Raw genomic sequence first — 25,840 nt, 5'->3', positions numbered from 1 at the left:
CCTTTTGAACGAAAACCTACTACATAGGAAGGTACAGGATTTTATCAACCATAATTTGAATACGGACGTTCATGCCATCCTTTTGGGCAAAAAGGAATTTACTAACGTTGACAATAAGGAAATTGTTGAACAAATAGAGTCCAAAAGAAAAGCCCGGAAAAAATTACCTACTTGGTTTGCCACTAATAGTATTTATTACGCTAATAAGCTGAATATTTCTCAAACCTCCTCCGAAGTTACCGGGCATTATAAGGCCAACTTGGTTTCCGGTAATACTTTGTTGGATCTAACCGGTGGATTTGGAATTGACACCTATTGCTTTTCTAAAAAGGTCAAACAGGTATTCCATATTGAAGCAAACGAGGGTTTATCCAAAATAGCCGAACATAATTTTAAGCAGCTTGGTTTAAATAATGTTATTTGTGTAGCTGAGGATGGTATTGAATACCTGAAAACTTATCATGGTAAAATTGATTGGATATATCTTGATCCTTCTAGAAGGGACAAAGACAATAAAAAGGTATACTTTCTAAAAGACTGCGAACCCGATGTAACACAATGGCTCGAACTTTTCTTTTCCAAAGCTGATAATATCCTAATTAAAACGGGGCCATTATTGGATATCTCCTTAGGGATACAGCGGTTGCAAAATGTATCTACAGTTCATGTCCTAAGTGTTGACAACGAGGTAAAGGAAATTCTCTCGGGAACTAAAAAAGGGATATTTGAAAGAACCCCTCATAAAAACGATCAATATAGAAAAGGGCGAAAATCAAATTTTTCAATTTCATGTAAGTCAAGAGAAAGAAACACTGGTTGAATATTCCGAGCCACTTTCCTTTTTATATGAACCCAATGCGGCCATTATGAAGTCAGGAGCCTTCAATTTGGTTGGAAAAAGTCATGGACTAATAAAACTACAAGAACACTCCCACTTATACACTTCAAACGAACTGGTGCCATTCCCAGGTAGAGTTTTTAAAATAGACAGGACAATTCCCTATTCTAAAAAAAACATAAAGCAGTTGGGAATGAAAAAAGCCAATATCACGACCAGAAATTTTCCGAATCCGTGATTGAAATTCGCAAGAAAACGAAACTAAAGGAAGGAGGGCATAATTTCCTGTTTTTCACCAAGAATCATCACAATGATTTGATCATCATTTCTGCCATTAAAACAGCCCAACTTTAAAACGAAAAATCCTACAAAAATATAGGGGTTCAGTCTAAAATCAAACAAGGACTACAACGTTTGAAATTTGCAAAAAGAGTCGATTATTGACACACCACGAGACAATAATGTTAAATTTAGCTAATTATCGATTTGATAATTTTAAACACCTATAATTGCCTCCAAACTCAACAATAACGGTCAATTATGGGATTTGCTCAATATTTTAAGTGAATTTTTAACACTTGATTTTTAAAAATATTGAATTATCCATTATTTATAAGTCATAATATTTTGTTATCATTACGCCGAATTTGGTTTTTTTAACAGTTTCTTTTACTCACGGAAACCCTTTAAAAACCAGTTCAAGGAGATTAATTTAAACTAACAAACAACAAGGATTATGAATCAAAAGCATGATTTCAAATCGGTAAAGTCTAAGAGAGGTATTTCCTTTTTTACATCCGGGATTTTATCGATGGTCATTTGTTTAGGAGTTCAACTGGCTTCTGCAAATGCAACAACTACCAACTACAAGATTGTGTTGGATGAAACTTTACAGTCCACTGTTACAGGTACGGTAACGGATGAAACCGGTACACCGCTGCCTGGTGCTAACGTAGTGGAAAAAGGTACTACCAATGGTACTCAAACTGATTTTGACGGAAACTTTACCCTAAACGTTGAATCGGGGCAACTTTGGTATTCAGCTACATTGGTTTTCAAAGACAGGAAGTAGCTGTTGGAGGTCGCTCAACTGTTAACGTCACCCTTTTGGAAGATGCTGCTGCATTGGACGAAGTAGTGGTAACAGGTTATCAGGTATTGGCAAAAAGGGAAACAACTGCGGCTGTTTCCGTTGTAAAGGCGGAAGACCTTGCTGCGGTACCCTCAGGTAACATTGAGCAACAGTTACAAGGTAGGGTTGCCGGTGTAACCGTACTTACCAATGGTCAGCCTGGTACTACTAGCCGCATTAGGGTACGTGGTTTCAACTCATTTGGAAACAACGCGCCTTTGTACGTAGTGGATGGAGTACCCACTAGAAACGTGGATTTTGTTAATCCTGATGATGTACAGACGGCTACGGTACTTAAGGATGCGGCGGCTGCCTCTATTTATGGTGCAAGAGCTGCAAACGGGGTAATCGTTTATACTACAAAACAAGGTTCTAGGGCCAAAAGAAAGACTACAATGACATTAAACGTTAATAGCGGTGTCGTTGATCCAAACGTAGCCGGAGCTCCGGATATGCTAAACCCTATAGACATGGCTCGTTATACCCATATTGCTTATGAGAATAACGCAGCGGTTAATGGCACAGCGGTTCAGTACACGCATCCACAATATGGTACCAATGCTACCCCTGTAATCCCTGATTATTTGCATGCCAATGGAGCCAATGGTGTTAGCGCCTCGGAGGTGGATTTGGCAGCAGTAAGGGCTGCTTATGAAGCAAATCCGAAGCAACTTTCCTAATTCGTCCAAATTTACAGGGAACTAATTGGTATAAGGAGATTACTAGGATAGCACCTCAAAGTAGGGTTTCCTTAGGCTTTGATGGTGGTAATGAGAATGGTAGATTTTACATGGGTGTTTCTGCCCAAAATCAGGACGGTATTGTATTGTCCCAAGAATTTTCTAGATATGCCGCCCGTTTCAATTCAGAATGGGATGTTACTCCTTGGTTGAGCATAGGTGAAAACTTCCAGGTAACCTATAGATCTGCAGTTGGAGTATTTGGTGGTGCTGGTGGTGTTGAGGTTGCCGATGATGAATCTGAAGTACTTTCAGCATTTAGAATGCCTACCATTATTCCTGTTTATGATGAATTTGGCAGTTTTGCCAGTACAAGAGCCGCCGGTTTTAATAACCCAAGAAACCCAGTTCGTAGGTTAAAATTGAACAATGGCGATGACAAAAATTATAACATAGGTGGTTTTGGTAACATTTATTTATTACTTAAGCCAATTGAAGGTCTTACTTTAAGAACAAGCTTGGGTGGATCCTACAATAACTACCATTATGTAGATTATAACTTTAGATATTTAGGCGACTCAGAACCTGAAGCTAGTAACTTCTTCTCTGAAGGTAGTGGTTATGGTTTCGCATAGACCTTTACCAATACAGCTAGTTATGAAAAGCTATTCGGAAAACATAAATTAAATCTACTTGGAGGTATTGAAGCCTTGAACGACGGTAGGGGAAGAAACATAAACGGTTCTGGTATCAATCCTTTCTCTACGGATTTGGATTTTCAAAGTTTAAGTGTGGTTCAAAGTCCTGTAGTGAACAGCAACCAATTTAAGGGATCCAACTATTTCTCCTATTTTGGAAGTTTGAATTATAGCTTTGACGAGAAATACATTTTAACCGGTGTCATCAGGAGGGATGGTTCTTCACGTTTTGGAGAAAATACCGGATATGGTACTTTCCCTGCAGCCTCTGTTGGTTGGAACGTAAGTTCAGAACCTTTCATGCAGAATCAAAATTTTATCTCCAATTTACAGTTTAGAGCCGGTTGGGGACAAATGGGTAGTGATTCCAACGTATCACCTAACAACCAATTCTCCTTATTCGCTTCTGACAGAGGAAATACTTGGTATCCGATAGACGGTCAAAATAGTGGTGCCAATGAAGGTTTTGCCGCCAGCAGGATTGGTAACACTAATGCACAATGGGAAACTTCTGAAACTACCAACATAGGTTTTGACCTTGCTTTTTGGAACGATAAATTGGAATTTATTTTTGACTGGTGGAAAAAGGACACTAAAGACCTTTTATACCAGGTACCGTTACCAGGTACTACCGGTAACTATGCTGCTGCTCCATCGGTAAACATTGGTGGAATGAGCAACAGTGGAGTTGATTTCAGATTATTGGAAGAGGAAATATTACAGAAGACCTTACATTCCAAGTAAGTAGCACCAACTCCTTCCTTAAGAACGAGATTACGGCTCTTGCCCCAGGTATTGAATTCTTTGGAGACAACATCGCCTACCGTGGTATTGCTCCTATTAGAAACTCTGTTGGGCAGCCAATCTCTACCTTCTTTGGATATGAAATGATAGGGTACTTTAATTCACAAGCGGAAGTGGACAACTCTCCAACACAACCGAGACGCTGCTGTTGGCCGTTTTAAATATGCCGATATTGATGGTGATGGTGCCATTACCCCGGATGACAGAACAGTTATTGGTAACGCTGTACCAGATTATACAGGTGGTTTGGATATTTTATTACGTTACAAGAATTTGGAATTCCGGACATACTGGTACGGATCTTATGGAAATGAGATTTTTAACCAATCTAGATGGTTTACCCATTTCTTTGGTACTTTTGAAGGATCTGCTAAAGGTGCTGTAGCCTTCGATTCTTGGACACCGGAACTTGGCAATAATGCCGCTGCCCCAACTGGGAAAGCGCCTCCAACTTAAGTACGAGTGCTGCAGCCAACTCTTGGTATGTAGAGGACGGTAGCTACTTGAGATTGGTTCAGTTGAGACTTGGATATAATTTTGACAGCGATTTGGTGGAAAAAATGGGACTTAGCAAATTCAGTGTAGGCCTTAATGCAAACAACATTTGGACCATTACCAAATACAGTGGTTTAGATCCACAGGTTGCAGATCCTGATACCAACTTTGGTGTTGACGTAGGGAACTTCCCTGTAACACCAAGTTATGCTATAACCCTTGAAATAGGGATTTAACATTTTCAAATTCAAAACATTATACAAATAATTAGTAACTTTAGTAAAAAAGTAAACTATGAAAACATTTAAATTTAAAACTCCATCACTTTTGCTAGGTGCCATGCTTGTGGCCACCATGTCTTGTAGTGATGAATTTTTACAAGTGGCTCCTACGGATTCCTTGGCGGATGCCCAGGTTAGTACGGCTGCTGGTATTGATGGCTTGTTAATCGGAACCTACAGTGCACTTAATGGTGTATTTGGTAACCGATTCGAGGGTCCTAACCACTGGGCCACTGGTTCTGTACTAGGAGGTGAAGCCAACAAAGGAACGGATGCTGGGGATTATGGTTCCCTAAACCCTATTCAAAGGTACGAGGCCAGTCCAGTTGACCCTAACAATGATTTCAACAACCTTTGGAGAGCTCGTTATGAAGGTATTAACAGAGCCAATAAGGTGTTGAACGCCATTGCCAACTCTACTGAGTTAAATGCCGCAAATGCTGCTCGTCTTGCCGGTGAAGCGCGTTTATTAAGAGGTCATTTCTATTTTGACCTTAAAAAACACTTTAACAATATTGTTGTTTTTGATGAAACGGTAGAATCTGCGGACATTGCCCTTTTACCAAATAATGGGGACGCATGGGCCATTATTGAGTCTGATTTCCAATTTGCATATGACAATTTACCGGGAACCAATGGTCCTGGTAGGGTTAACAAATGGGCCGCAGCGGCCTACATGGGCAAAGCGAAATTGTTCCAATCAAAATTCGGTGAGGCAAAATCATGGTTCGATGATGTAATCGCGAACGGTACAACCTCAGATGGTCAGGCTTATGCTTTACTTGATGATTATGCACAGATTTTTAATGCAGAGAATGACAACCATGCAGAGTCAGTAATGGACGTAGAGTCTGCTAACAATACTGGTAGCACTCAAAACGCCAACTGGTTCGATGATTTGAACTATCCGTACAACACTGGCTCCGATGGTCCAGGTAACTGCTGTGGATTCTTCCAGCCAAGTTTTGAAATGGCCAACTCCTACAGAACTACTGCTGAAGGATTGCCACTATTGGATGGTTCTTACAACGACCCTGCAAATGCATTGGCTAATGACTATGGTATTGAAGCTGACGAGCCATTTACTGAAGATGCAGGTCCTTTAGATCCAAGAATTGACCATGTAATAGGTAGAAGAGGTATTCCTTATTTGGATTGGATAGAGCACCCTGGTAAAGCTTGGATTAGAAGCCAGCCTTATGCAGGTCCTTATTCTCCAAAAAAATACATCTACTATAGAAGCCAAGAAAATAGTTTTACCGATGGTAGTTCTTGGATCCGTGGTTATGCCACAATGAACTATACTATTATCCGTTTTGCAGATGTTCTTTTGATGGCTGCAGAGGCTGAGATAGAAGCAGGTTCCTTGGATAAGGCATTGGAGTATGTGAACATGGTGAGAGCTAGAGCGGCAAATTCTGAACATTGGGTAAAAGAGTATGATTCTGATGAAAATGCTGCAAACTATGTAATATCAGAGTATACTTCATTCCCGAATGCTGATTTTGCTAGACAGGCTGTTAGATTTGAAAGAAAATTAGAGTTAGCAGAAGAGGGACATCGTTTCTTCGACCTTGTAAGATGGGGAGTTGCTGCAGATGTACTTAATGATTACCTTGACTACGAATCAACTTTATTGGTTACTAAGTTTGGTGGAGCTAGCTTTACTGCTGGTAAAAATGAATACATGCCTATTCCACAGGCTCAAATTGATCAAACTGGAGCTGATATTTTAACACAGAATCCAGGATACTAATAACTGTATCAAACTTTTAGAAAAAGGGGCGTATTAAATACGTCCCTTTTTTTATAAATAAAATTCAAAAATTGTTTAACAAAAGTTTAAACAACAACCCTTTTAAGGTCTTCCCTTCATAAAGCATTACCTTTTAATTAAATTTGCAAAACAAACAACTAACTACTTTTCGATCTTATAGAGTCATATTTTGTTCATTACCAAAAAATCATCCCGTTTTCTCATGAAAAAATATATTTGCCTTTTACTCATTATTGGTCTTACAGCTATTTCATGTCAAAAGGAAAAAGAGAAGCTCTTTACGCTTATTTCTCCCGATAGTTCCGGAATCGATTTCAACAATAAAATTGTTGAAACGGATAGCTTCAATATTTTAACAAGTGAATATATTTTTAACGGAGGCGGTGTTGCTATCGGTGATTTTAACAATGATGACAAACCGGACATATTTTTTTCAGGAAACCAAGTTTCAAATAAGCTTTACTTGAACGAAGGGAACTTTAAGTTTTTGGATATTTCCAAACAAGCCAATGTTGAGGCTAGTGATAAGTGGAGTACAGGTATTACACTTGTAGATATCAACAAGGATAATTTACTGGACATTTACGTGTGTGCTGCCATGCTTGAATCAGAAGCCGAAAAAACAAATATGCTTTTTGTTAACCAGGGTGTAAACAAAGAAGGGATTCCAACTTTCAAAGAGATGGCTAAGGAGTATGGTATTGCGGACACAGGAAATAGTATGGGTGCCACTTTCTTTGATTATGACAAAGATGGCCTATTGGATTTATACGTACTTAACAATGTAGATATACATGTGCTACCATCTAACTATAGAAAAAAGATAACCGATGGTTCTGCATTGAGCAATGATAGACTTTATCACAACAATGGAGACGGTACATTTACAGATGTCACGCTAAAAGCTGGAATAACCATAGAAGGTTATGGGCTGGGTTTGGCCATTGCAGATATCAATTATGATAATTGGCCGGACATTTACGTTAGCAACGATTATCTTACCAATGACATCCTTTACATTAACAATCAAGATGGAACCTTTTCGAACAAAATATCGGATTTGGTAAAGCACCAAAGTAAATTTTCCATGGGAAATGATATCTCCGATTTCAACAATGATGGTTATTTGGATATAATAACCTTGGACATGCTCGGAGAAACCAACCAGAGGCTAAAAACAACTATCGCAGGCAACAAGTACACCAACTATATTCTTAATGATAGGTACGATTATGAATATCAATATACCCGAAATATGCTCCAAAAAGGTAATGGTAATGGGGTTCCCTTTAGCGAGGTAGGTCTTATGTCCGGAATTTCAAAAACGGATTGGAGTTGGTCGCCACTATTTGCTGACATGGATAATGATGGATATAGGGATTTGTTGATTACCAACGGGTTCCCTAGGGATATAACGGATTTGGACTTTGGTGATTTTAAATTCAACGTCAGCAGATACCTAGGGCCGGAGAAATTGTTGGACTCAATACCCACTATTAAAATTCCTAACTACGTATATGAAAATAATGGGACAGGTAAATTTGAGGACAAAGGAGAAGAATGGGGCTTGAATATTCCATCTTTCTCCAATGGCGCCGCTTTTGCGGATTTGGACGATGATGGCGATTTGGACTATGTAGTAAACAACATTAACGACCCAGCTTTTGTTTTTAGAAACAACTTAAAAACGAATGATAATTATCTAAAGATTAACCTTAAAAATTCGAATACGTATGGCGTAGGTGCTAAAGTCGTCATTCGGTTTGAAGACGGTACTTTTCAATATTACGAAAATTACTTTTATAGGGGCTATATGTCCTCCTTAGATGGTATTGTCCATTTTGGACTGGGAGACAAAACTGAGATAAGTGCTGTTGAAGTCCTTTGGCCCAATGGTACATTTCAAAAATTTGACAACGTAAAGTCGAACCAAACACTGGTTTTAAATCAAGAAGATGCCTCGCCTATTGATTCGGATAGTCCGGAATTCCCGTTCAAACCAAAATCGGAAAAAAAGGTTTACGTAGAAGTTTCAGGGGATCAAGATATAGATTACGAGCATAAGGAGCTGGATGTGGTAGATTTTAATATTCAAAGAATACTGCCGCACAAGCTTACTCAAAATGGATCATGTTTAGCCTCCGGAGATTTAAACGGCGATGGTATAGAAGATTTTATCATAGGAAGTTCTGCTAGATACTCCCCTGCTCTATTCTTACAGGATACTAACGGAAAATTTGCAAAAAAGGAACTCTTTACAGAAGAGGAGGATAAAAAATATGAGGAAGAAGGAATTACACTTTTTGACCTTGATAATGATGGTGATTTGGACATTTATTTTGTTTCAGGAAGTAATGAATTTACACCGGATGATAGCTATTATCTAGATAGGTTACTTTTGAATGATGGAAAAGGTAATTTTAGCCATGCTCCGGATAAACTACCGGAAATAAGGAAAAGTGGTTCTGTCGTAAAAGCGAAGGATTTTGATGGTGATGGATATGTGGACCTTTTTGTGGGTGGAAGAACACCTTTCGCAAAATACCCTATTCCGGAAAAAAGTTTTCTTTTAAAAAATGACAACGGTAAACTAATCGATATTTCAGATTCAAATGCTCCTGGCTTAAGTGAAATTGGTATGGTTACCGATGCTGCGTGGGCCGACGTAGATGCCGATGGGAGAGATGACCTTATTGTTATAGGCGAGTTTATGCCGATTACAGTTTTTAAGAATGACGGGGAGAATCTGACCAAATTTGAAAATACAGGAATTGACAGTTTATATGGCTTTTGGGAAAGCATAAAAGCGCATGACTTTGATAAGGATGGTGATTTGGATTTTATCGTTGGGAATTTAGGAGCGAATAATTTTTATCAACCTTCCCGAGATAGGCCTACAAAATTAATTTCCAAGGACTTCGATAACAATGGTACTATCGACCCCGTAATGTTCACCTATTTGAAATATAGTTTTGATAATCCGAGTATAGGGCCTTTCCCGTCAATTTTTGGGGAGATTTGAATGGACAGAGCCCTTTGTTCCGATCTAAATACACTACCTATAAAGGCTATGCAAAAGCGGATATAAATACTCTATTCAACAAAAAGGAATTGGAAGGTGCGAATACATTTACTGGAAATTATGATAGGAGCGTTTATTTGGAGAATTTAGGAAATGGAAAATTCAACTTAAAAGAGTTGCCATGGGAGGCTCAGATGGCTCCTATAAACAGTATTGCCATTACCGATTACAACGATGACGGTCATGATGATGTGTTATTGGTAGGAAATGACTATGGGAATGAGGTGTTTATAGGCAAATACGATGCTTCTAATGGATTTTTGCTCGAAGGAGACGGTAAGGGTAATTTTACAATTGTTGATATTCAGAAAAGTGGTTTTATTACACAAGGTGATACCAAGGATATTACCATAGTTAAAAATGCAACAGGAAATAATCCTTTTATCGTAGTTTCGCAAAATAGGGGGCCTCTAAAGGTATTTTTAAAAAATGAATAGTCCCATTTATGTGGAGCCTATTATCCTTAATACAATACATTTAAAATAAATTTTTGAAATCTGCTGTGGTATATATATACTATTGGAAGAAATCTCCTTTTATTAATATGACAAAACATGCAGATCTGAAACGCACGGTTTATATCCTATTTTTAATAGCCATATGCTCGTGTGGATCAAGGGAAAAAAAAGGCTGTTGCATTGTATGAATCTTATTGTTCCAGCTGTCATTTACTTCCAGCTATAGAGAATTTACCAAAGCATATATGGGAACAAGGTGTACTCCCTGATATGGGTGCTCGAATGGGTATTAGAGACTCAACCTACGATCCATATGAAAAGGTCACTCGAATGGAAAAATTTGCCATTGTCGAATCCGGGATTTATCCGAGAAAAACCTATGATCGATATTAAGGATTGGAATTTAGTGAAGGAATATATTCTTAAAATGGCCAAAGATTCCCTTAATAACCAAAATGTAATTGCCCCTGGCAAAGAAGTATCACAATTTAAGTTAGCCCCAATAATTTTGGATAGTACAAAAGGTGCGCTCATCACATTTTTGGAATATGACAGTTTGCAAAAAAAAATAATTACGGGAAATCTAAATGGTAAACTAATACATTATGACCCCATAACAAAGCAAGTTACCAAAACAGAAAGAACCGAAAATGCTGTAACCTCCTATTCCAAAAAAGATACTTTAAAATATTTTACCTATGTAGGGTACCTTAATCCATCAGAGCTTCCAAGTGGTAGCGTTCACGTTATTGAGCCGAGCAAACGAAAATTAAATAGAGCTGGAATACAATTACATAGACCTGTACATACCTTGGTATTTGATTTTGACAAAGATGGCCATGACGAAGTTGTTGTCTGTGAATTTGGTGATTTAACAGGAAAGCTCTCCCTTCTAAGTCATAAAGGTGATTTTATTTTTAAAAATACAACTCTATTAAACCAGCCAGGTAGCATTAGGACACTGGCAAAAGACATGAACAAGGATGGAATGGATGATTTGGTAGTTCTTACGTCTCAAGGGCGAGAAGGTATCACCATTTTCTATCAGGAGGATAATCTAAAATTCAGAATGGAGACTCCAATAAAATTTAGTCCGCTTTATGGTTCCAGTTGGTTCGAAATCATGGATTTCAATAATGACGGGTATGAGGATTTTGTTACCGTACATGGAGACAATGCCGATAAAAGTTACGTCCATAAACCATACCATGGTCTTAGAATCCATATCAATGACGGCAATAATAATTTTGAAGAAAAATTCTTTTATCCAATGAACGGTGCGACCGAGACTTGTTTCCAATGATTTTGATCAAGACGGAGATTTGGATTTTGGAATTCTATCCACTTTTCCAAATTACAACCAATCACCCACCTATTCCTTTGTATACTTAGAAAATAAAAACCCAGATCAGTTCCTATTTGAGCCTTATCGAATGGATTCTAGTAATTTAGGAAGATGGATGCTTATGGACACTGGTGATGTTGACCAAGATGGTGACGTTGATATTGTCCTGAGTTCATTTAGTTATTCTTTTACTACCGTTCCGAAGCATCTTAATGAAGCTTGGCGAAATTCCGATGTTGATTTATTGATTACGGAGAACAACCTTATACCTTGATCTATTGAAAAATTTCTCGGATTTTGTTTAATGTTCATTTTTGTGCTTAAAATCACCAAACCTATACTTTACGGTCCGCTTGAGCGGAATCTGCATCCCGTTGGTTTCTTTTAACCAATCATAAATGGCAGCTGACATTGATTTAGCCAACTCTTGTTTATCAGGGTCAGCAATAAGATTGTAGATTTCGTCGGGGTCATTTTCCAAATCATACAGTTCATTGCGATCCCAAATTCCATGGTATTTGATGTATTTGTATTTATCAGTTCGCATCCCAAAAACAGTAGGCGTCATAGGAAAATCATATTCCCAGTAGTATTCATAAAACACTTCTTTTCTAATGTTTTCATCTGTTTGACCGGTTAATATTGGAATAAACGAGGTGCCAGGCATATGCAGTGGTTGCTCTATTCCCGCTTCTGCCAAAACTGTGGGCCCTATATCTATATTCTGCACCATTTGTTTAGGACGAATTCCACCTTGAAACAATTCCGGACAACGAACCAATAGAGGCACTTTGACCGACTCTTCATAAAAATGCCGTTTATCTATCAAACCATGCTCACCCCAACTAAAACCATTATCTCCCATATAAATTACAAGTGTCGATTCATCTAAACCTTCCTTTTCAAGGTAGTTCATAACCGTACCAATACTTTCATCGACTCCCAAAAGGGTTTCGCAATAATCTACTATCATTTCATGAATATTCCTGTTCTCATGGTACATATAATCAACACCATGCCAACTTATACGTTGGTCAGCAACCCATTGAGGCCATTTAAGGTCTCTATAGGCACCTGTTTTTGTTTGTTCAAAGGTTGAAGGAAGGTCAATTTGTTTTCCTTTATATTTTCCTTTATGTCTTATGGCAGGTTGAAAACCGGCATGCACCGCCTTGTGGGACAAATACATAAAAAACGGCTTTTTTCTATCCCTTTTTTCCAACCACTCTACAGCATGATTGGTAAGCAGATCTGTAATATAAGTGGAATCCTTATAAGTAATCCTATTACCATTAATGTTTAAGGTCGGGTTATAGTAAACGCCCTGACCCGGAAAACTTTCCCAATGTGTAAACCCGGGTTGTGGACTATCACCATGATCGCCCATATGCCATTTACCAAAAAAGCTTGTCTGATAACCTGCCTTTTCTAAATACTCAGGAAAATAGGTGAGATTGCCTGGATCAGGAGCCTGATTATCTACAATAGTATGACTATGGGAATACATTCCTGTCAATATGGAAGCCCTACTCGGTGAACAAAGGGATGTTGTTACGAAAGCATTTGGAAGATAGGCCCCTTCACTAGCGAGTCTATCCATATTTGGAGTCTCAAGCCAAGGAACCTTACCTGTAAACCCCATATAATCATATCTGTGGTCATCGGTGAGAATGAAGATTACGTTCCTAGGCTTCTTTTTGATTGACTCTGATCTTTCATTAACGGGGTAGCCTTTGCTGATAAAAATTAAGCATAGGACTACTGTTCTCAAAATGGTGGTAGTCTTCATAATTTCTTTCAAATAAATGGGATTCGTTAAAATACTAGTTCGTAAGACTTTGTTCTAAAAACCAGTCATAAAGTTCTTCTGTAGCATACGCTTTAGACCATGAATCATGGCCCACATTTTCATATTTTGTGAAACGGACATCGTATCCAAACTCTTCTAATTTTTTTACCATGGATTCTGATTCCTCCACAGGGATAACTTCATCATCTTCACCATGAAATACCCATATAGCCATTTTTTTATTGATCCAAGAAGCATAGGGTAACGGGGTCATACCGCAAACGACTGCCATAGCGGCAAAAGTCTCCGGGTATTGAACAGCCATTTCCCAGGCAGCACCTCCGCCGCGGCTAATCCCTGATAAGTAAATTTTCTTCTTGTCAATTCTATTTTCGGCCACAACGGTGTCCAGAAGTTGCTTAATCGCCCTAGTATTCCACCAACTTTTCGAATATGAATTTTGCGGGGCCAAAATTAGGAACGGAAACTTTTTACCCTGTAAAATAAGGCTTGGAGGGGGTATTCTTTCATTAGGGTTCAAATCTTCCTCTACTTCTCCCCCACCATGTAAAAACAACAGTATTGGAAAATTCTTTTCCGGGTTTAACTCGTATTCAGGTGGGTAATATAAGTAATACTTAAGGGTCTCGGTGACGGAGGTCTCCAACTCATTATCCGTTAAAGTAAAACTAGGTTGTGAGGCACAACAATTACAAAGAAATAGAAGTAGTATAGGGCTTACCTTTTTAAGCAATGTGATTACGCATTTTACCTATGGAAGATACATATTTAAAGCTTAAAAAACTAGGGATACAAAAAAGGGAAGCTAGTCAAGCTTCCCTTTATAAAGTTCTATCTATATAATGTAAAGTGTCCAACATAACGGGTTTTTCGATCACCGAGGGCATTGACAACGTACCAATAATCCCCAGTTGGAACTTCCTTACCATCATAGGTTCCGTCCCATCCAGTCACTTTATCCAATACAGCCACTACCCTTCCATAACGATCATAGATTTTTACTTCCACCTCATCAAAAAATTCCGTATTACGTATTTGCCATAAGTCGTTTAATTGATCACCATCAGGGGTAAAAAAGTTTGGAATTACCAACATTCCCGTAAATTCGAAGGGCAGATCAACTTCGGCCACACAACCGTTGGCATCCACTACCCTGATATTTACCATACCACTTTGATTTGTAGTGTAGGTTGTTTCACTACCATATGAGGTGCCGTTAAAGAAGTATTCATAACCTCCGTAACCACCTTGGGCCATAGCTACCAACTCGTTAGGACCTGTTTTTTCAGCAGATAAGGTCAACGGGTCGTATGCGTCTACAGCAAATTCCACAAAATTGGTACAGCCATTTTGATGATATATATACACCGTATGGTCACCTGGGGCCGGATCTCCCCATTGATTCTCCATAGCCGCATCGGCGGTTATTGCATCGGTAGGGTCTACCGGGTCTAAGGCAAACATCAAATCGTCCATAGCCACATTACCCAACATATTAACTGTTACCGTACTGTTAGGGAAAATGCCCTCGCATCCATAAACAACTAAAGGTTCTGCTGTTAGGTCCACACCTATTCCTATAGAGAATAGCTCTAGTCCCGTACATAGATTGGCATCCCTAATATGTATGGCGTAGGAGGCTCCTCCTTGTAAATTCTCTATCAATTGTCCCGCTACATAAGGTTCAAAAATACCTGTACCGGTTTCGTCTACAGGATCTATCATCTCCACCTTATATTCGTAATAGGGAGTTGAGCTAACCATAGGGTCATTAATAGGTGTTCCCCCGGTTATCTCAAAAGTCATCGTTCCATCATTGGCACCGATACACAGTTCAGAGTGGTCTGTATGTTAATGGCCTGCAAAACTTCAGGTTCTTCGACGGTGATAAAATCGCGTTCAAAACATCCGTTTTCATCCTGAATCAAAATTTCATAAGTACCCTGTGCCAAGTCCTCAAAGGTATACACTCCAGGAGTGGTTGGTTCACTGAAGAACTCATTGAAGTTGGGATCAATGGCAAACTGAATTAAACCGATACCTCCGGATAATACCTCTACCGTAATTGTCCCATCCTGTTCTCCGTTACAACTTACCGTTGTAGGAGTCGCGTCGAAAATAATTGGATCTGGCCGAACTATTTCAAAAGGATCTGCAATATCCATACAAGTTGCTCCACTTGTAACTGCTATGTAATAATCCGTTCCTTCCGGTAGACCTTCAAAGGTTCCGTTATCCTGTGGCCCCCTAAATAAGGTTGCCGAGGGTGATGGGTTAAAAGCATCCACCGGGTCACCATTATAGAGATAGAAGGTATCGTCACCTACTCCCCCATTTACAAAGGACTCAATTCTACCATCCAACTCAGAAGCACAGGAAATGTCATCCGGCAAATTGGGCAATAAGGTTATTCCAGTGGCATCTGTCATCGTAATCCCATTTGAACGAACTGCCAAACATGTACTCGCCGCACTCGTCTTTCTTACATCAAATTGATAGGTAATACCTTGAACACCCGAAACTAATATTGAAGTTCCAACCATATTCTGATAAGGCCCCACCACAACGCCATTTTCGACTGGCGCATATTCGTAGGTAAATGAAGGGTCGGGATTACGGATGGACAAGCGCATTTCACCATCGCCTCCACAACCAGGTACCCGCGTTTGTACCAATAAGGGTTCAACCGGTGGTGGTGGTTCTACAAAATAGGGCTCCGTAACATATAGGCACCCAAAGCTTGAAGATACTTCAATGGCATACCATCCTGCACTAATAAAACCTCCACTTGCTCCAATAAACGTTGGGGTATTCTGCAATCCACTAGTAGATGCAACATCCGTATTATTGTTACTATTCAAATACAGTAATCGATAGTTATAACCAGCTCCTGGATATCCCCCTGTAGCTCCGGCAGTCGCCGTAGTGGCATCTCCGGTCGATGGGTCATATGCTTCCAAAACAGCATTGTTCCCATTTGGACAATCCAATCCTTGAGGTTGTCTAATACCCGCCTCTATTTGAGGGACTTCTTCAAGTTCAATATCAAAGAAGTTAGTACAAAGCTCGGAATCCCTTATTTCCACCCGATAAAAACCAAATTCAAGTCCTGTAAAGCCACTATTATTGGAAAAGGCTGCAATTTCTGTGATATAGGTCGTTCCACCATCAGTACTGAACATTAAACGATATTCATAGGGAGTACTATCCCATCCTCCAGTCCCGGTAGCCTGTATTTCACCGCTATCATTGCCACAACCAACATTTCCTACAGAATTGGCGGTAACCTGTAAGGGTCCGTTAGGTGTTCTAATGTTTGCTACATTACTGTCGTTGCTACAAAACGGTACATCTGTGGACACCACCTCAACTAATAAATTACCTCCTGGCAAACCTGTTATTCTAGCTTCGTCTCCATTCACATCCGGGAAATTGGTCGTATCAAAGCTTCCTGATGCAATCGGAGTACTTTTAGTGGTATCATCTGCCATATAGACCGTATAGTTATACGTTCCAACATAGTCCGTTACCTCAATGAACAACTCACCATCATTGGTTCCGAAACAACTCACTGGTTTAGCTTCAGAAATGAAAGCCGTAGGCAATTGTGGCTCATTAACGGAATGTACCGGTAATGGATACGTACATCCTCCTGTGTTGTCCACAATTTCGAATAGATAATCACCGGCAGCCGGTAAATTAACAAGCCCAAAAGATTGCCCACTAACATTTACATTGGCAACTGGAACTACTGAATTGGTGACTATGGTAAAATCTGTAGTGCCCACTACATCAATTCTGACTTGTTCCTCGTTGGCACAATCCAAAGGACTCACAACACTTAATGTTGGTACAACATCCGTTGGTGGATTGATGGTGGGCAAATCAAATGTTGTTTGACATCCATTCCCGTCAATGGCATAAACTGTGACATTTTGTGGCGAACCATTGTCCACAATTTCGAAGGTATTACCAGATTGATAGTTTGAAAAACCTGTGATACTATATTGATATCCGGAACCAATAGTTCCGGGATCCACCACATTTACCGTAATGATCGTAGAACTGTAGCGATTTGCCCCTGGCTCACAAGCAAAATCAGGTGCAGAAGCGGTTATGCTAAAGTCTGCCGGATTAGTAATTGTATGAACCGCTGATAATACCTCACATCCACGTTGTGTCACCACTTGTACCTGATAATCCCCTTGAGGCAAATCTGAGAACGTTCCCGTATTGTTACGCGCATGTTCTGAAGAAGTGGTAAGGTTGTTCAGAATATAGGTGATAGGTGTGTCTTCTGATGTAAACGGCACCAATACATTTGCAGGTCCAACAACCACCTCAATAGTTCCATCATTGCTGTCTCTACAAGTGATATCAGTCGCCAATTCAGAGGTAATAATTGGTTGTGCTGCCTGATTCAAATTGATTCCGGAAACGTTGTATTCACAGAAATTAGTTCCATCGAACATGATTCTATCTACCACGAGGACATCATAGGTCCTGGGGCAAGTCCTGTAAATACCGGGTTATCTTCTTGTGTAATAGGATCATATGGAAGCTCCTGTATAATCGGTTCCTGTTAAGATATAGCCAAAATCACCACTACCTCCAAAGGTAGCGATGGTTATCTCTCCATCGGCATCGTTACACGTTGAATCCGTTGAAAATGTACCTGTTGCCGAAAGGAAATTATAAACAGTTGCCGTACCTTGGCTGGTACATCCATTCGCATCTACCACATCTACAACGTAATCACCTGGGCTAGCCACAGTAAAGGTATATACCCAATTAGTCCCATCATCTGTTGGTATTTGTTCATCCCCTGCCAACGTAAAACGAGGTGTGTTCACCGAATTTGGCATTGCTACCGTAATATCAAATGCAGTTGAACTGGGATTACACTGGTTAACCACTGTAAACGTGGGTACCGGAAGGTCTCAGGTCCAATTGGATAACCGTTGCAATATCAAAGGAAATACAACCACCACTATCACGAACATAAATATCGTAATCCCCTGCAGGGCCCACAAACGTCGTTGTACTTACATAATCTGCTGGGTAGGCAGGTTCGGCGAACCATCGGGAACAAAAGCATATTCATATGGATCTCCGTAACCTCCTCGGCCTTGTACCGTAATCTGTCCGAAAGCATTACAATTTGCAGGTACATCGGAGATTACATCTATAGCCGGTAAGTTTTGATCTATGGTTACACTCGTAGCATCCCTACAGGTATCCGTTTCGTTTACAACTATAATTTGATAGTCTCCTGGCAATTCGGGTAGGTATTGTTATATGGTAAAGCGGTAGTTGTAAAAGATGGTACAATTACCGTTGTGGTGTTTGTATCATTATTCAATAATTCTATCCTCAATACATCACCAATCGTATATCCTATTACCTGATAGGCAATCTCCCCATTTCTGTTGACATCACATGCGCCTGGTGTAGAAGAAGCCGTAATTTCCAAGGTGGAAGGGGCGTCTACAGGCGGTATTTCCTGTTCATACAAACATCCTGTTATCACATCCCTAACCTGTACTGTGTAGGCAATTCCGTATTGTATTCCATCTGAAACGTTACTAAAAGTGTGATCATTAACACCCGGAGTATTGTTCAAAGGATAGAAAGAAGGTTGTTGTGACAACTTTATCTCATAGGAGCCTGAACCACCACTAACACTCACTGCATAAGTGAAACCACTATCGTCACAGGTTGGAGGCAAAGGTGGTAATATTGGGGTAATGATAACATCATTGGATGTAATGGTTACCGTGTCGATATCAGTACATCCATTGGCATCGAGTGTTATAACCGTATAATCACCTGGAACCAAATTAATATCATTTATGGTAACCGGAAAAGAGGATTGATTTTCCAATCGTGTTATTTCTGTACCCGTATTGTCCTCGATACGGAAATCAAAATTTGCCGTTCCATCGGTTACCCCGTTGATGATGATACCTCCACTTACCGTCCCACTACCATTACAAATGGCTGGGTCTTGACTAACGGAAGCATCCGGTGGCAAGGTTGTATCGGTTCCAACGACTGCATTTGCGGGAGCCGTTTCACAGCCTCCGGCATCCCTTACCAAAAATGGATAGGTACCAGCGGGCAAGTCGGAATAAACGGTTTGTGAGGTCCACCCCATACCGTTAAAGTTTACTTCATATGGTGGCACCCCACTTGTACCATCCGGAATAATAGTTACAACCCCGTTGTTGGGCGCCCCACAACTTACTGGCCGGGTTATAACCGAAGCAGCCGCAATATTCGCTGGTGGATTTAGTATAAGTGGTGCCGATGTTGCCTCACATCCTGTATTTGTGGTATTATTATCCGTGATTCTAAATACGTATGTTCCGTCCACAGCGGTATCATAGAAAAACGTACTGGATGTATAGGGAGTTGGTGCGCTAAAAGTCAATCCATTATCTGAACTTACCTCGTACAATCCAGTTCCTGAAGCATATCCTCCTGTAACGTCTACTCTAATCTGACCGGGTGAGCCACCACAGGGTATTTCGGTGACAACTGCAGTATTTACTCTTAACTGTTGTTCTATAGTAATTACGATGGAATCACTACAGTTATTGCCATCCACTACTTCAATTGTATAATTACCGGGAGTAAGACCATTGAAGGTCCCTGTAGGTTGCAATGAGCCTCCATTAATCCGATATTCATGGGTTCCCAATGCAGCTGTACCAGCAGCGGAAGTCACCACGGCGGTTGCTCCGGTTCCTGGAACATAACAAAAATCGGATGCCGCGTTGTCCAAACTTAAAGTCGGAGCGTCAATAGGTGTAAGATCAAACGTAAAAGTATCTGTACAACCTTCAGCATCTTCTGCCGTTAATGTATATGTTCCCGGCAAAGTAAGGTTACTAAAAGTCCTTCCGATTTTGGACCTATTGTACCCGATGGTGTCGTTAACGTATATCTATTACCTCCCCAACCACCAGTGAAATTGGCACGCACACCTCCCACATTTCCATTGGCACAGCTCATTGGGGTTACGGTACTACCGCTTATGTCCAAAGCTGGTGCATCAACAATATCGAAGGAAGCGGTATCGGTACAACCGGTATCTGCATCGGTTACAGTAATGGTATAGGTTCCGATTCCCGAAAGCGGCAAAGCCACTTCGGCGTCATTTTGTGGTCCACCTGAGTAAAGTCCTCCATTTATCTCGTAAGTATAATTATTGGCAAAACCATCGATAATAAATGTACCCGTGCCATCGGTAGCACCACTACATACTCTTAAATCCCCTCCTGATTTCACTCGCGCCCTAATGGAACTGATTACCGCCGGACTAAATCCTTCAGTATATGTACAATTGTTGGCATCAGTAATCTGAAATATGTAGGATGTTGAAGTACTCAAACCTACAAATGTGGCATTGCTTCCATTATCAATGGAAACAGGGCTTATGACCGAATAGTTAACGATGGGAGCATTAGAGGTCGGAGTCAAAGTAACATCCGAAGTACCGGCAGCACAGCTAATATTACTTTGCGCAAAGTCCAGATCCGTTGGTGGATCTACATCCAAGATATCTATGGGAGTCAGTTCCAAACGGCAACCACCGCCATCCCTAATTATGGGTGTATATGTTCCTGCAGATAAATTGGCATATGAAGTAATTGACGTAAAGTTTACACCATCAATACTGAATTCATAACCGCTTCCGGAACCTCCTGAAAAAGGTCCACAAAATCTATCTGCCCTCCATTGGTACCTCCACTTCCATCACAAGTTACATCGGAAACCTTAGTTGCCGAACCATTGATATTCCCCACCGTGGTCACGGTAACTGGGGGCAACGTAATGGTACACTCAAATCCACCTTGCTGATATCTTACCTCTATGGCATTATAGGTTCCTGCCGGTACTGAAATCTGCGGTGCAGTTACCCACGGATCACCGGAATTTACCCGATAAGAAAGGTTATACCCTCTTGCATCGTTAACTGTGAAATTAATTTTGGCACCACCATTACTACAGGTTCCATCAATACCAGTAGCTGTTATATCAGGAGGAAGAAGGTCCTCTACGTTGGATGATGCCGTTATGACACAGCCATTGCTATCCGTAATAATAAAATCATACGTTCCTGGCGATGTTACCGTATATGTAGTAGTACCCGTATCCGTAGACGGGTTTCCATAAGAAGGTTGTGCAGGATCGCCGTTGACAGTAAATGTATAAGGTGCAGACCCTCCGGATGTATTTACCGTTATATCCACACTTGAAATGTTTGAACATCCAAAGCTTGTATTTACTTCGGTAGAAGCGTCCAACGGATTTATTCGCGAACCAATGGTAATGGGGTTTCCAAAGGTATCCACATCTATCCTTGGCGGATTTATTCCATTTAAGGGATCTCCCGTACACTGCTGTGTTTCCACTTGTGCAATATAGGTGCCTGAACCTACAGCAGAGAATGTATATGTTTCATCAGGAATAAAAGCCGTAAACTCCTGTGCTACCCCAATACTGTTCAACAAGGTATATTTGTAGGGACCAAGTCCTGGAGTAGGTGTCACGGTTATGGTACCGGTTTCCCCTGCACAGTTAATATCTGTAAAGTTTACGGATAAGTCTAATGACCTTTCCACAATTTCAATAGGTTCATAAGGATATTCACAGGTATTTGGAATATTTCTTAATCTAGCCTTTACGATGTAAGTTCCTGGAGACAAATTAGAAAAAATAGCACCTTGCCATGGATCAAATCCACTACCACTGTCGATACTGAATTCATAAGCACTGGACAAATTTGTTATTTGAATCCGACCTGGAACATCACATATATAGTCCTCTTTTACATAGGTTTGACTAATGGTACTTTTTTTAACCTTGAAATAATATATTTGTCCATCTGCAACTACCCTATACTCGGCACCTACGGTTGCAGGGACCGTACTAGCATCCAAACTGAATGTTTGCCCTGTGCCTACTTGTGAATAACAGGATCCCGTATTAGGGCAATCATTATTGATATCCGGGGAACATGACCCTCCCAAAATCTGCCATGAGACCGAGGAAAATGGATCACCCGATAAACTAATAATTCTATCATCGCTGTTACCACATAGATTAAAACGGGCAACCGTAAATCCATTGGTACTACAACCAACCTCTTCGTCTGCTCCTTGGATAATGGTTGCAAACATCGGCGCCATCGCCTTAGTGGATTGGGATTTTAAATTTGTGGATATTGAATTTTTGGACTCGGATAAAGTTTCTGTCTTTTTCCGGGAAACCGTTTTTTCGACTACCCTTTCCACTGCAAGGGTTACCTCACTAAAAATCTTGGTAATGCTAGAATCCGCAAGTGCCGTAGAGCCAACCACTGAAAAGAAAATCAGCAGAAGTACATACAGCGATTTACGCTGTTGTGATGGATGCATAGGTTAAGTAGTGTTTGGAAAGAAGGATATTGATTGGGGATCAATATCGTTCCCTGGTGTAATTATTTTTGCTTATATTCTCAGTATTATTTTAAAAAATCTATCTTCACTCAATAATATATTTCTAACGTTCCAACATGAAAAAAAGTGTATTATTCTTTTGTTTTTTCGTTGTATTACTAAATTTTTCTTGTGCACAAAATCCTGAAAATAAGGTTTCTACGCCGGAAAGCACTCCATTTGAGGCAGAGCTGTTCGTCGATGACCTACAGATTCCATGGGGCTTTACCTTCCTTCCCGATGGGAGTATGCTGATTACCGAAAAAAACGGTGATTTAATCCATTTTTTTCAGGGAAAAAAGACAAAAATTAGTAATGCCCCCAAGATATACCAACGCGGTCAAGGTGGGTTATTGGATATTGAACTGCATCCAGAGTATGAAAAAAATGGATGGATTTATATGTCCTATTCCTCTCCCGAAGGTGATAGCAAAGGTGGCAATACGGCTATTATGCGTGCGAAGTTACAAGGAGATAAATTGGTACAAAATGAAGTGCTTTATAAGGCCGTTCCCAATACTACAAAAGGTCAGCATTTTGGGTCTAGAATCGTATTTGATAAAAATGGATATTTATTTTTCTCCATCGGGGAAAGGGGCGAAAGGGATGTAAATCCGCAGGACATAACCAGGGACGGGGGTAAAATTTATAGATTAAACGATGATGGAAGTGTACCCAGTGACAACCCTTTTGTTGGAAAAAGTGGTGCCAAAACAGCTATTTATAGTTATGGACACAGAAATCCTCAAGGCCTTGCCGTTCATCCGAGATACTGGGGTTATATGGGACAACGAGCACGATGCACGAGGCGGTGATGAAATTAACATTGTTAAGAAAGGGGCCAATTACGGGTGGCCAGTGATAACCTATGGCATTAATTATAGCGGAACACCCATAACCGATAAAACGAAAATGGAGGGCATGCAGCAACCCATCCATTATTGGGTGCCATCCATTGCGCCAAGCGGAATGGTTTTTGTTACAACGGACAAGTACCAAGGATGGAAAGGAAGCGTATTGGTAGGTTCACTTGCGTTTCAATATTTAGAACGCCTGGAGTTAAACGGTTCCAAGGTTACCGGAAGGGAAAAGCTCTTGGAGGGAATGGGCCGTGTGCGATCCATAGAACAAGGACCGAGATGGTTTTATTTATGTAGGCGTAGAGGGAAAAGGAATTTATAAACTCATTCCTAAAAACTAAAATCTTTGGGTTAAATCCCGGCTTCCAATGCCTTTTTAACGGAGCCATGCTTTTTTAATAATTCCTCAGCCCGGCCATAACTTACACCAAGGCCTTCCACAATATATCTAGTACCCCGATCTACCAATTTATGGTTGGTAAGTTGCATATTTACCATTTTATTGCCTTTTACTCTACCTATTTTTATCATCAGAGCTGTAGATATCATATTCAATACCAATTTTTGTGAGGTACCACTTTTCATTCGAGTACTACCAGTAACAAATTCCGGCCCAACATTTACCTCTACTGGTATATCTGAAACTTTGGTAATGGGCGAGTTTGGATTATTTGTAATACAGGCCGTTAGTATATGATGTTCTTGGGCTGATTTTAGCCCCCCGATAACGTAAGGTGTCGTTCCCGAAGCGGCTATGCCCACCACTACATCCAACTCGTTTATTCCATGTTCCTTAAGGTCCAACCACGCTTGTTGCGTATCATCTTCCGCATTCTCGACAGCCTTTCTAATGGCCCTATCACCCCCGGCGATTAGGCCAATAACTCGTTCGTGGGGCATGCCAAAAGTTGGAGGTATTTCCGATGCATCCGGAATTCCTAGTCTACCGCTTGTTCCTGCTCCAATGTAAAATAATCGTCCCCCTTTGTCAAAGCGCTCCGCAAGGGCGTCTACCAATTGGGTTATTTGTGGAATTACTAAAGTGACGGCATCGGCCACTTTCTTATCCTCTTCATTCATTTTCTGAAGGATGGAAATAGTATCCAACTGCTCCAAATTATCGTGATTTGAAGGGGTTTCAGTTATTTTTTTGTATTCCATAAAGCTTTTATAAGATTCTTATATCATGATTTCTAAAGACCTCTAACATGCGATCAGACGGATCCAATTCCGTAATCATGGTATTTATGGTATTTATATCGCAGGTTTTATAACGATGCTGCGAATTTAGCTTTTCCGAAATGGATAATAAAACCGTTTTTTTAGCTGCTTTTATGACCGCTTTTTTAACTTGTACGATATCCCAATCAAACTCGGTAAGTCCATAAACAGCATCGACATATCCTGTACCTATAAAACTATAGTCCACCCTTATTTCAGATAGATTATGAATGGCATTTGCACCAATTGATATTTGGGCTTCCTTGGAAATTTGACCCCCAATGGAGATTACAGTAACATTAGGTTTATGCGATAATTCCATAGCAACAGGCAAACTAATGGTAAAACAGGTAAGCTTTAAATTATCAGGAATCAAACGCACCAGTTCCAAACATGTAGTACCTCCGTCTATAAAAATGACCGCACCGTCCTTAAGTAAGGTTACCGCTTTTTGGGCTATAACAACTTTTTCATCTAACGCATAAATGTTCGTATTCCGGCTATTACTATTGGTAAATCCTAAAGAAATAGCTCCCCCATGAACCTTCTTAAGTTTGTTCTCCGCATCCAGTTCCTTTACATCCCTACGAATAGTGTCAATGGACACATCCAAGCTTTCCGCAATATCGGTCAATAGAATTCTATTGTGCAGCTCTACTTCATTCAAGAGTATTTGTTGACGTTCTTCCTTTAACATATTAACTAATACATATGGATAATCAGGCAAATATAATTAAAAATTGTACATGCCGTTTTATTCAGTTATAACACTTCAAATATTAAATTAATATTAATTATTGCAAAAAACAGCATTTAAATATTGCAAAAAACAGCAAAATATAAATTTATTGCCTATCTTTGCATGGATTAAAAT

The 25,840-nt window shown here is 40.1% G+C and carries 24 protein-coding genes and 2 pseudogenes; 14 read left to right on the top strand and 12 right to left on the bottom strand.

Annotation, left to right across the window (positions count from 1 at the left end; translation table 11 throughout):
• Nucleotides 1-4: 4 nt before the first annotated feature.
• From NYZ99_RS06965 to NYZ99_RS06910, 13 genes and pseudogenes are all read left to right on the top strand, one after another.
• The gene (locus NYZ99_RS06965) at nucleotides 5-820 is read left to right on the top strand and encodes a protein-L-isoaspartate O-methyltransferase family protein (RefSeq protein ID WP_338039368.1); all 816 of its coding nucleotides are present in this window, start codon (nucleotides 5-7) and stop codon (nucleotides 818-820) included.
• Nucleotides 821-866: 46 nt separating this feature from the next.
• A pseudogene (locus NYZ99_RS23185) lies at nucleotides 867-1,192 on the top strand (THUMP-like domain-containing protein).
• Between the two features lie 382 nt (nucleotides 1,193-1,574).
• Nucleotides 1,575-1,910, top strand: a complete 336-nt coding sequence (locus NYZ99_RS06960; protein WP_260574576.1) for a carboxypeptidase-like regulatory domain-containing protein — start codon at nucleotides 1,575-1,577, stop codon at nucleotides 1,908-1,910.
• Nucleotides 1,871-2,650 (top strand): TonB-dependent receptor plug domain-containing protein, encoded by a 780-nt coding sequence (locus NYZ99_RS06955; RefSeq protein WP_260574575.1) that lies wholly within the window; start codon nucleotides 1,871-1,873, stop codon nucleotides 2,648-2,650. The genes NYZ99_RS06960 and NYZ99_RS06955 overlap by 40 nt, the downstream gene beginning before the upstream one ends.
• A 110-nt stretch (nucleotides 2,651-2,760) precedes the next feature.
• Nucleotides 2,761-3,285, top strand: coding sequence for a hypothetical protein (locus NYZ99_RS06950; protein WP_260574574.1), 525 nt, complete (start codon nucleotides 2,761-2,763; stop codon nucleotides 3,283-3,285).
• Between the two features lie 75 nt (nucleotides 3,286-3,360).
• Nucleotides 3,361-4,092, top strand: coding sequence for a TonB-dependent receptor (locus NYZ99_RS06945; RefSeq protein WP_260574573.1), 732 nt, complete (start codon nucleotides 3,361-3,363; stop codon nucleotides 4,090-4,092).
• A gap of 306 nt (nucleotides 4,093-4,398) precedes the next feature.
• On the top strand, nucleotides 4,399-4,608 hold the full coding sequence (locus tag NYZ99_RS06940) for a hypothetical protein (RefSeq protein ID WP_260574572.1): 210 nt from the start codon (nucleotides 4,399-4,401) through the stop codon (nucleotides 4,606-4,608).
• A 53-nt stretch (nucleotides 4,609-4,661) separates the two neighbouring features.
• The gene (locus NYZ99_RS06935) at nucleotides 4,662-4,883 is read left to right on the top strand and encodes a hypothetical protein (RefSeq protein WP_260574571.1); all 222 of its coding nucleotides are present in this window, start codon (nucleotides 4,662-4,664) and stop codon (nucleotides 4,881-4,883) included.
• Nucleotides 4,884-4,941: 58 nt separating this feature from the next.
• Nucleotides 4,942-6,684, top strand: a complete 1,743-nt coding sequence (locus NYZ99_RS06930; RefSeq protein WP_260574570.1) for a RagB/SusD family nutrient uptake outer membrane protein — start codon at nucleotides 4,942-4,944, stop codon at nucleotides 6,682-6,684.
• Nucleotides 6,685-6,907: 223 nt separating this feature from the next.
• Entirely contained in the window at nucleotides 6,908-9,727 is a 2,820-nt protein-coding gene (locus tag NYZ99_RS06925) for a VCBS repeat-containing protein (RefSeq protein WP_260574569.1), read from the top strand.
• Nucleotides 9,724-10,224, top strand: coding sequence for a hypothetical protein (locus NYZ99_RS06920; protein ID WP_260574568.1), 501 nt, complete (start codon nucleotides 9,724-9,726; stop codon nucleotides 10,222-10,224). The genes NYZ99_RS06925 and NYZ99_RS06920 overlap by 4 nt, the downstream gene beginning before the upstream one ends.
• A gap of 334 nt (nucleotides 10,225-10,558) precedes the next feature.
• Nucleotides 10,559-11,548: an FG-GAP repeat domain-containing protein gene (locus NYZ99_RS06915; RefSeq protein ID WP_260574566.1), complete on the top strand. Its 990-nt coding sequence runs from the start codon at nucleotides 10,559-10,561 to the stop codon at nucleotides 11,546-11,548.
• Nucleotides 11,523-11,864: an FG-GAP-like repeat-containing protein gene (locus NYZ99_RS06910; protein WP_260574564.1), complete on the top strand. Its 342-nt coding sequence runs from the start codon at nucleotides 11,523-11,525 to the stop codon at nucleotides 11,862-11,864. The genes NYZ99_RS06915 and NYZ99_RS06910 overlap by 26 nt, the downstream gene beginning before the upstream one ends.
• A 27-nt stretch (nucleotides 11,865-11,891) precedes the next feature.
• On the opposite strand, the gene NYZ99_RS06905 is transcribed toward NYZ99_RS06910, so the two are convergent.
• The 10 genes from NYZ99_RS06905 to NYZ99_RS06860 form a co-directional block, all read right to left on the bottom strand.
• The gene (locus tag NYZ99_RS06905) at nucleotides 11,892-13,391 is read right to left on the bottom strand and encodes a sulfatase family protein (protein ID WP_260574562.1); all 1,500 of its coding nucleotides are present in this window, start codon (nucleotides 13,389-13,391) and stop codon (nucleotides 11,892-11,894) included.
• A gap of 22 nt (nucleotides 13,392-13,413) precedes the next feature.
• Nucleotides 13,414-14,133 (bottom strand): carboxylesterase family protein, encoded by a 720-nt coding sequence (locus NYZ99_RS06900; RefSeq protein WP_260574560.1) that lies wholly within the window; start codon nucleotides 14,131-14,133, stop codon nucleotides 13,414-13,416.
• 98 nt (nucleotides 14,134-14,231) lie between these two features.
• The gene (locus NYZ99_RS06895; protein ID WP_260574559.1) at nucleotides 14,232-15,206 is read right to left on the bottom strand and encodes a T9SS type B sorting domain-containing protein; all 975 of its coding nucleotides are present in this window, start codon (nucleotides 15,204-15,206) and stop codon (nucleotides 14,232-14,234) included.
• A complete protein-coding gene (locus NYZ99_RS06890; protein ID WP_260574558.1) occupies nucleotides 15,203-17,887 on the bottom strand; it encodes a hypothetical protein in 2,685 nt (894 codons plus the stop codon). The genes NYZ99_RS06895 and NYZ99_RS06890 overlap by 4 nt, the downstream gene beginning before the upstream one ends.
• A 63-nt stretch (nucleotides 17,888-17,950) precedes the next feature.
• Nucleotides 17,951-18,253: a hypothetical protein gene (locus tag NYZ99_RS06885; protein WP_260574556.1), complete on the bottom strand. Its 303-nt coding sequence runs from the start codon at nucleotides 18,251-18,253 to the stop codon at nucleotides 17,951-17,953.
• A 55-nt stretch (nucleotides 18,254-18,308) separates the two neighbouring features.
• Nucleotides 18,309-18,431, bottom strand: coding sequence for a hypothetical protein (locus NYZ99_RS06880; RefSeq protein WP_260574555.1), 123 nt, complete (start codon nucleotides 18,429-18,431; stop codon nucleotides 18,309-18,311).
• Nucleotides 18,432-18,445: 14 nt separating this feature from the next.
• Nucleotides 18,446-18,679, bottom strand: a complete 234-nt coding sequence (locus NYZ99_RS06875) for a hypothetical protein (RefSeq protein WP_260574554.1) — start codon at nucleotides 18,677-18,679, stop codon at nucleotides 18,446-18,448.
• Entirely contained in the window at nucleotides 18,655-20,283 is a 1,629-nt protein-coding gene (locus tag NYZ99_RS06870) for a hypothetical protein (RefSeq protein ID WP_260574553.1), read from the bottom strand. The genes NYZ99_RS06875 and NYZ99_RS06870 overlap by 25 nt, the downstream gene beginning before the upstream one ends.
• Complete coding sequence (locus tag NYZ99_RS06865; protein ID WP_260574552.1) at nucleotides 20,262-20,987, bottom strand: hypothetical protein; 726 nt, start codon at nucleotides 20,985-20,987, stop codon at nucleotides 20,262-20,264. Before NYZ99_RS06865 ends, NYZ99_RS06870 begins: the two co-directional genes overlap by 22 nt.
• Nucleotides 20,988-21,067: 80 nt before the next feature.
• Nucleotides 21,068-22,825, bottom strand: coding sequence for a SprB repeat-containing protein (locus tag NYZ99_RS06860; protein ID WP_260574550.1), 1,758 nt, complete (start codon nucleotides 22,823-22,825; stop codon nucleotides 21,068-21,070).
• Nucleotides 22,826-22,962: 137 nt separating this feature from the next.
• Here NYZ99_RS06860 and NYZ99_RS06855 point away from each other — a divergent pair.
• Nucleotides 22,963-24,086, top strand: a pseudogene (locus NYZ99_RS06855) (PQQ-dependent sugar dehydrogenase).
• Nucleotides 24,087-24,096: 10 nt separating this feature from the next.
• On the opposite strand, the gene murQ reads toward NYZ99_RS06855, so the two are convergent.
• Together murQ and NYZ99_RS06845 are read right to left on the bottom strand one after the other, a co-directional pair.
• Complete coding sequence (gene murQ / locus NYZ99_RS06850) at nucleotides 24,097-24,906, bottom strand: N-acetylmuramic acid 6-phosphate etherase (RefSeq protein ID WP_260574549.1); 810 nt, start codon at nucleotides 24,904-24,906, stop codon at nucleotides 24,097-24,099.
• Between the two features lie 7 nt (nucleotides 24,907-24,913).
• A complete protein-coding gene (locus NYZ99_RS06845) occupies nucleotides 24,914-25,663 on the bottom strand; it encodes a DeoR/GlpR family DNA-binding transcription regulator (RefSeq protein WP_260574548.1) in 750 nt (249 codons plus the stop codon).
• Between the last annotated feature and the right edge of the window lie 177 nt (nucleotides 25,664-25,840).

The sequence above is a fragment of the Maribacter litopenaei genome (assembly GCF_025244665.1).
GTDB lineage: Bacteria > Bacteroidota > Bacteroidia > Flavobacteriales > Flavobacteriaceae > Maribacter > Maribacter litopenaei.
This window is presented reverse-complemented; position numbering and strand designations above follow the sequence as displayed.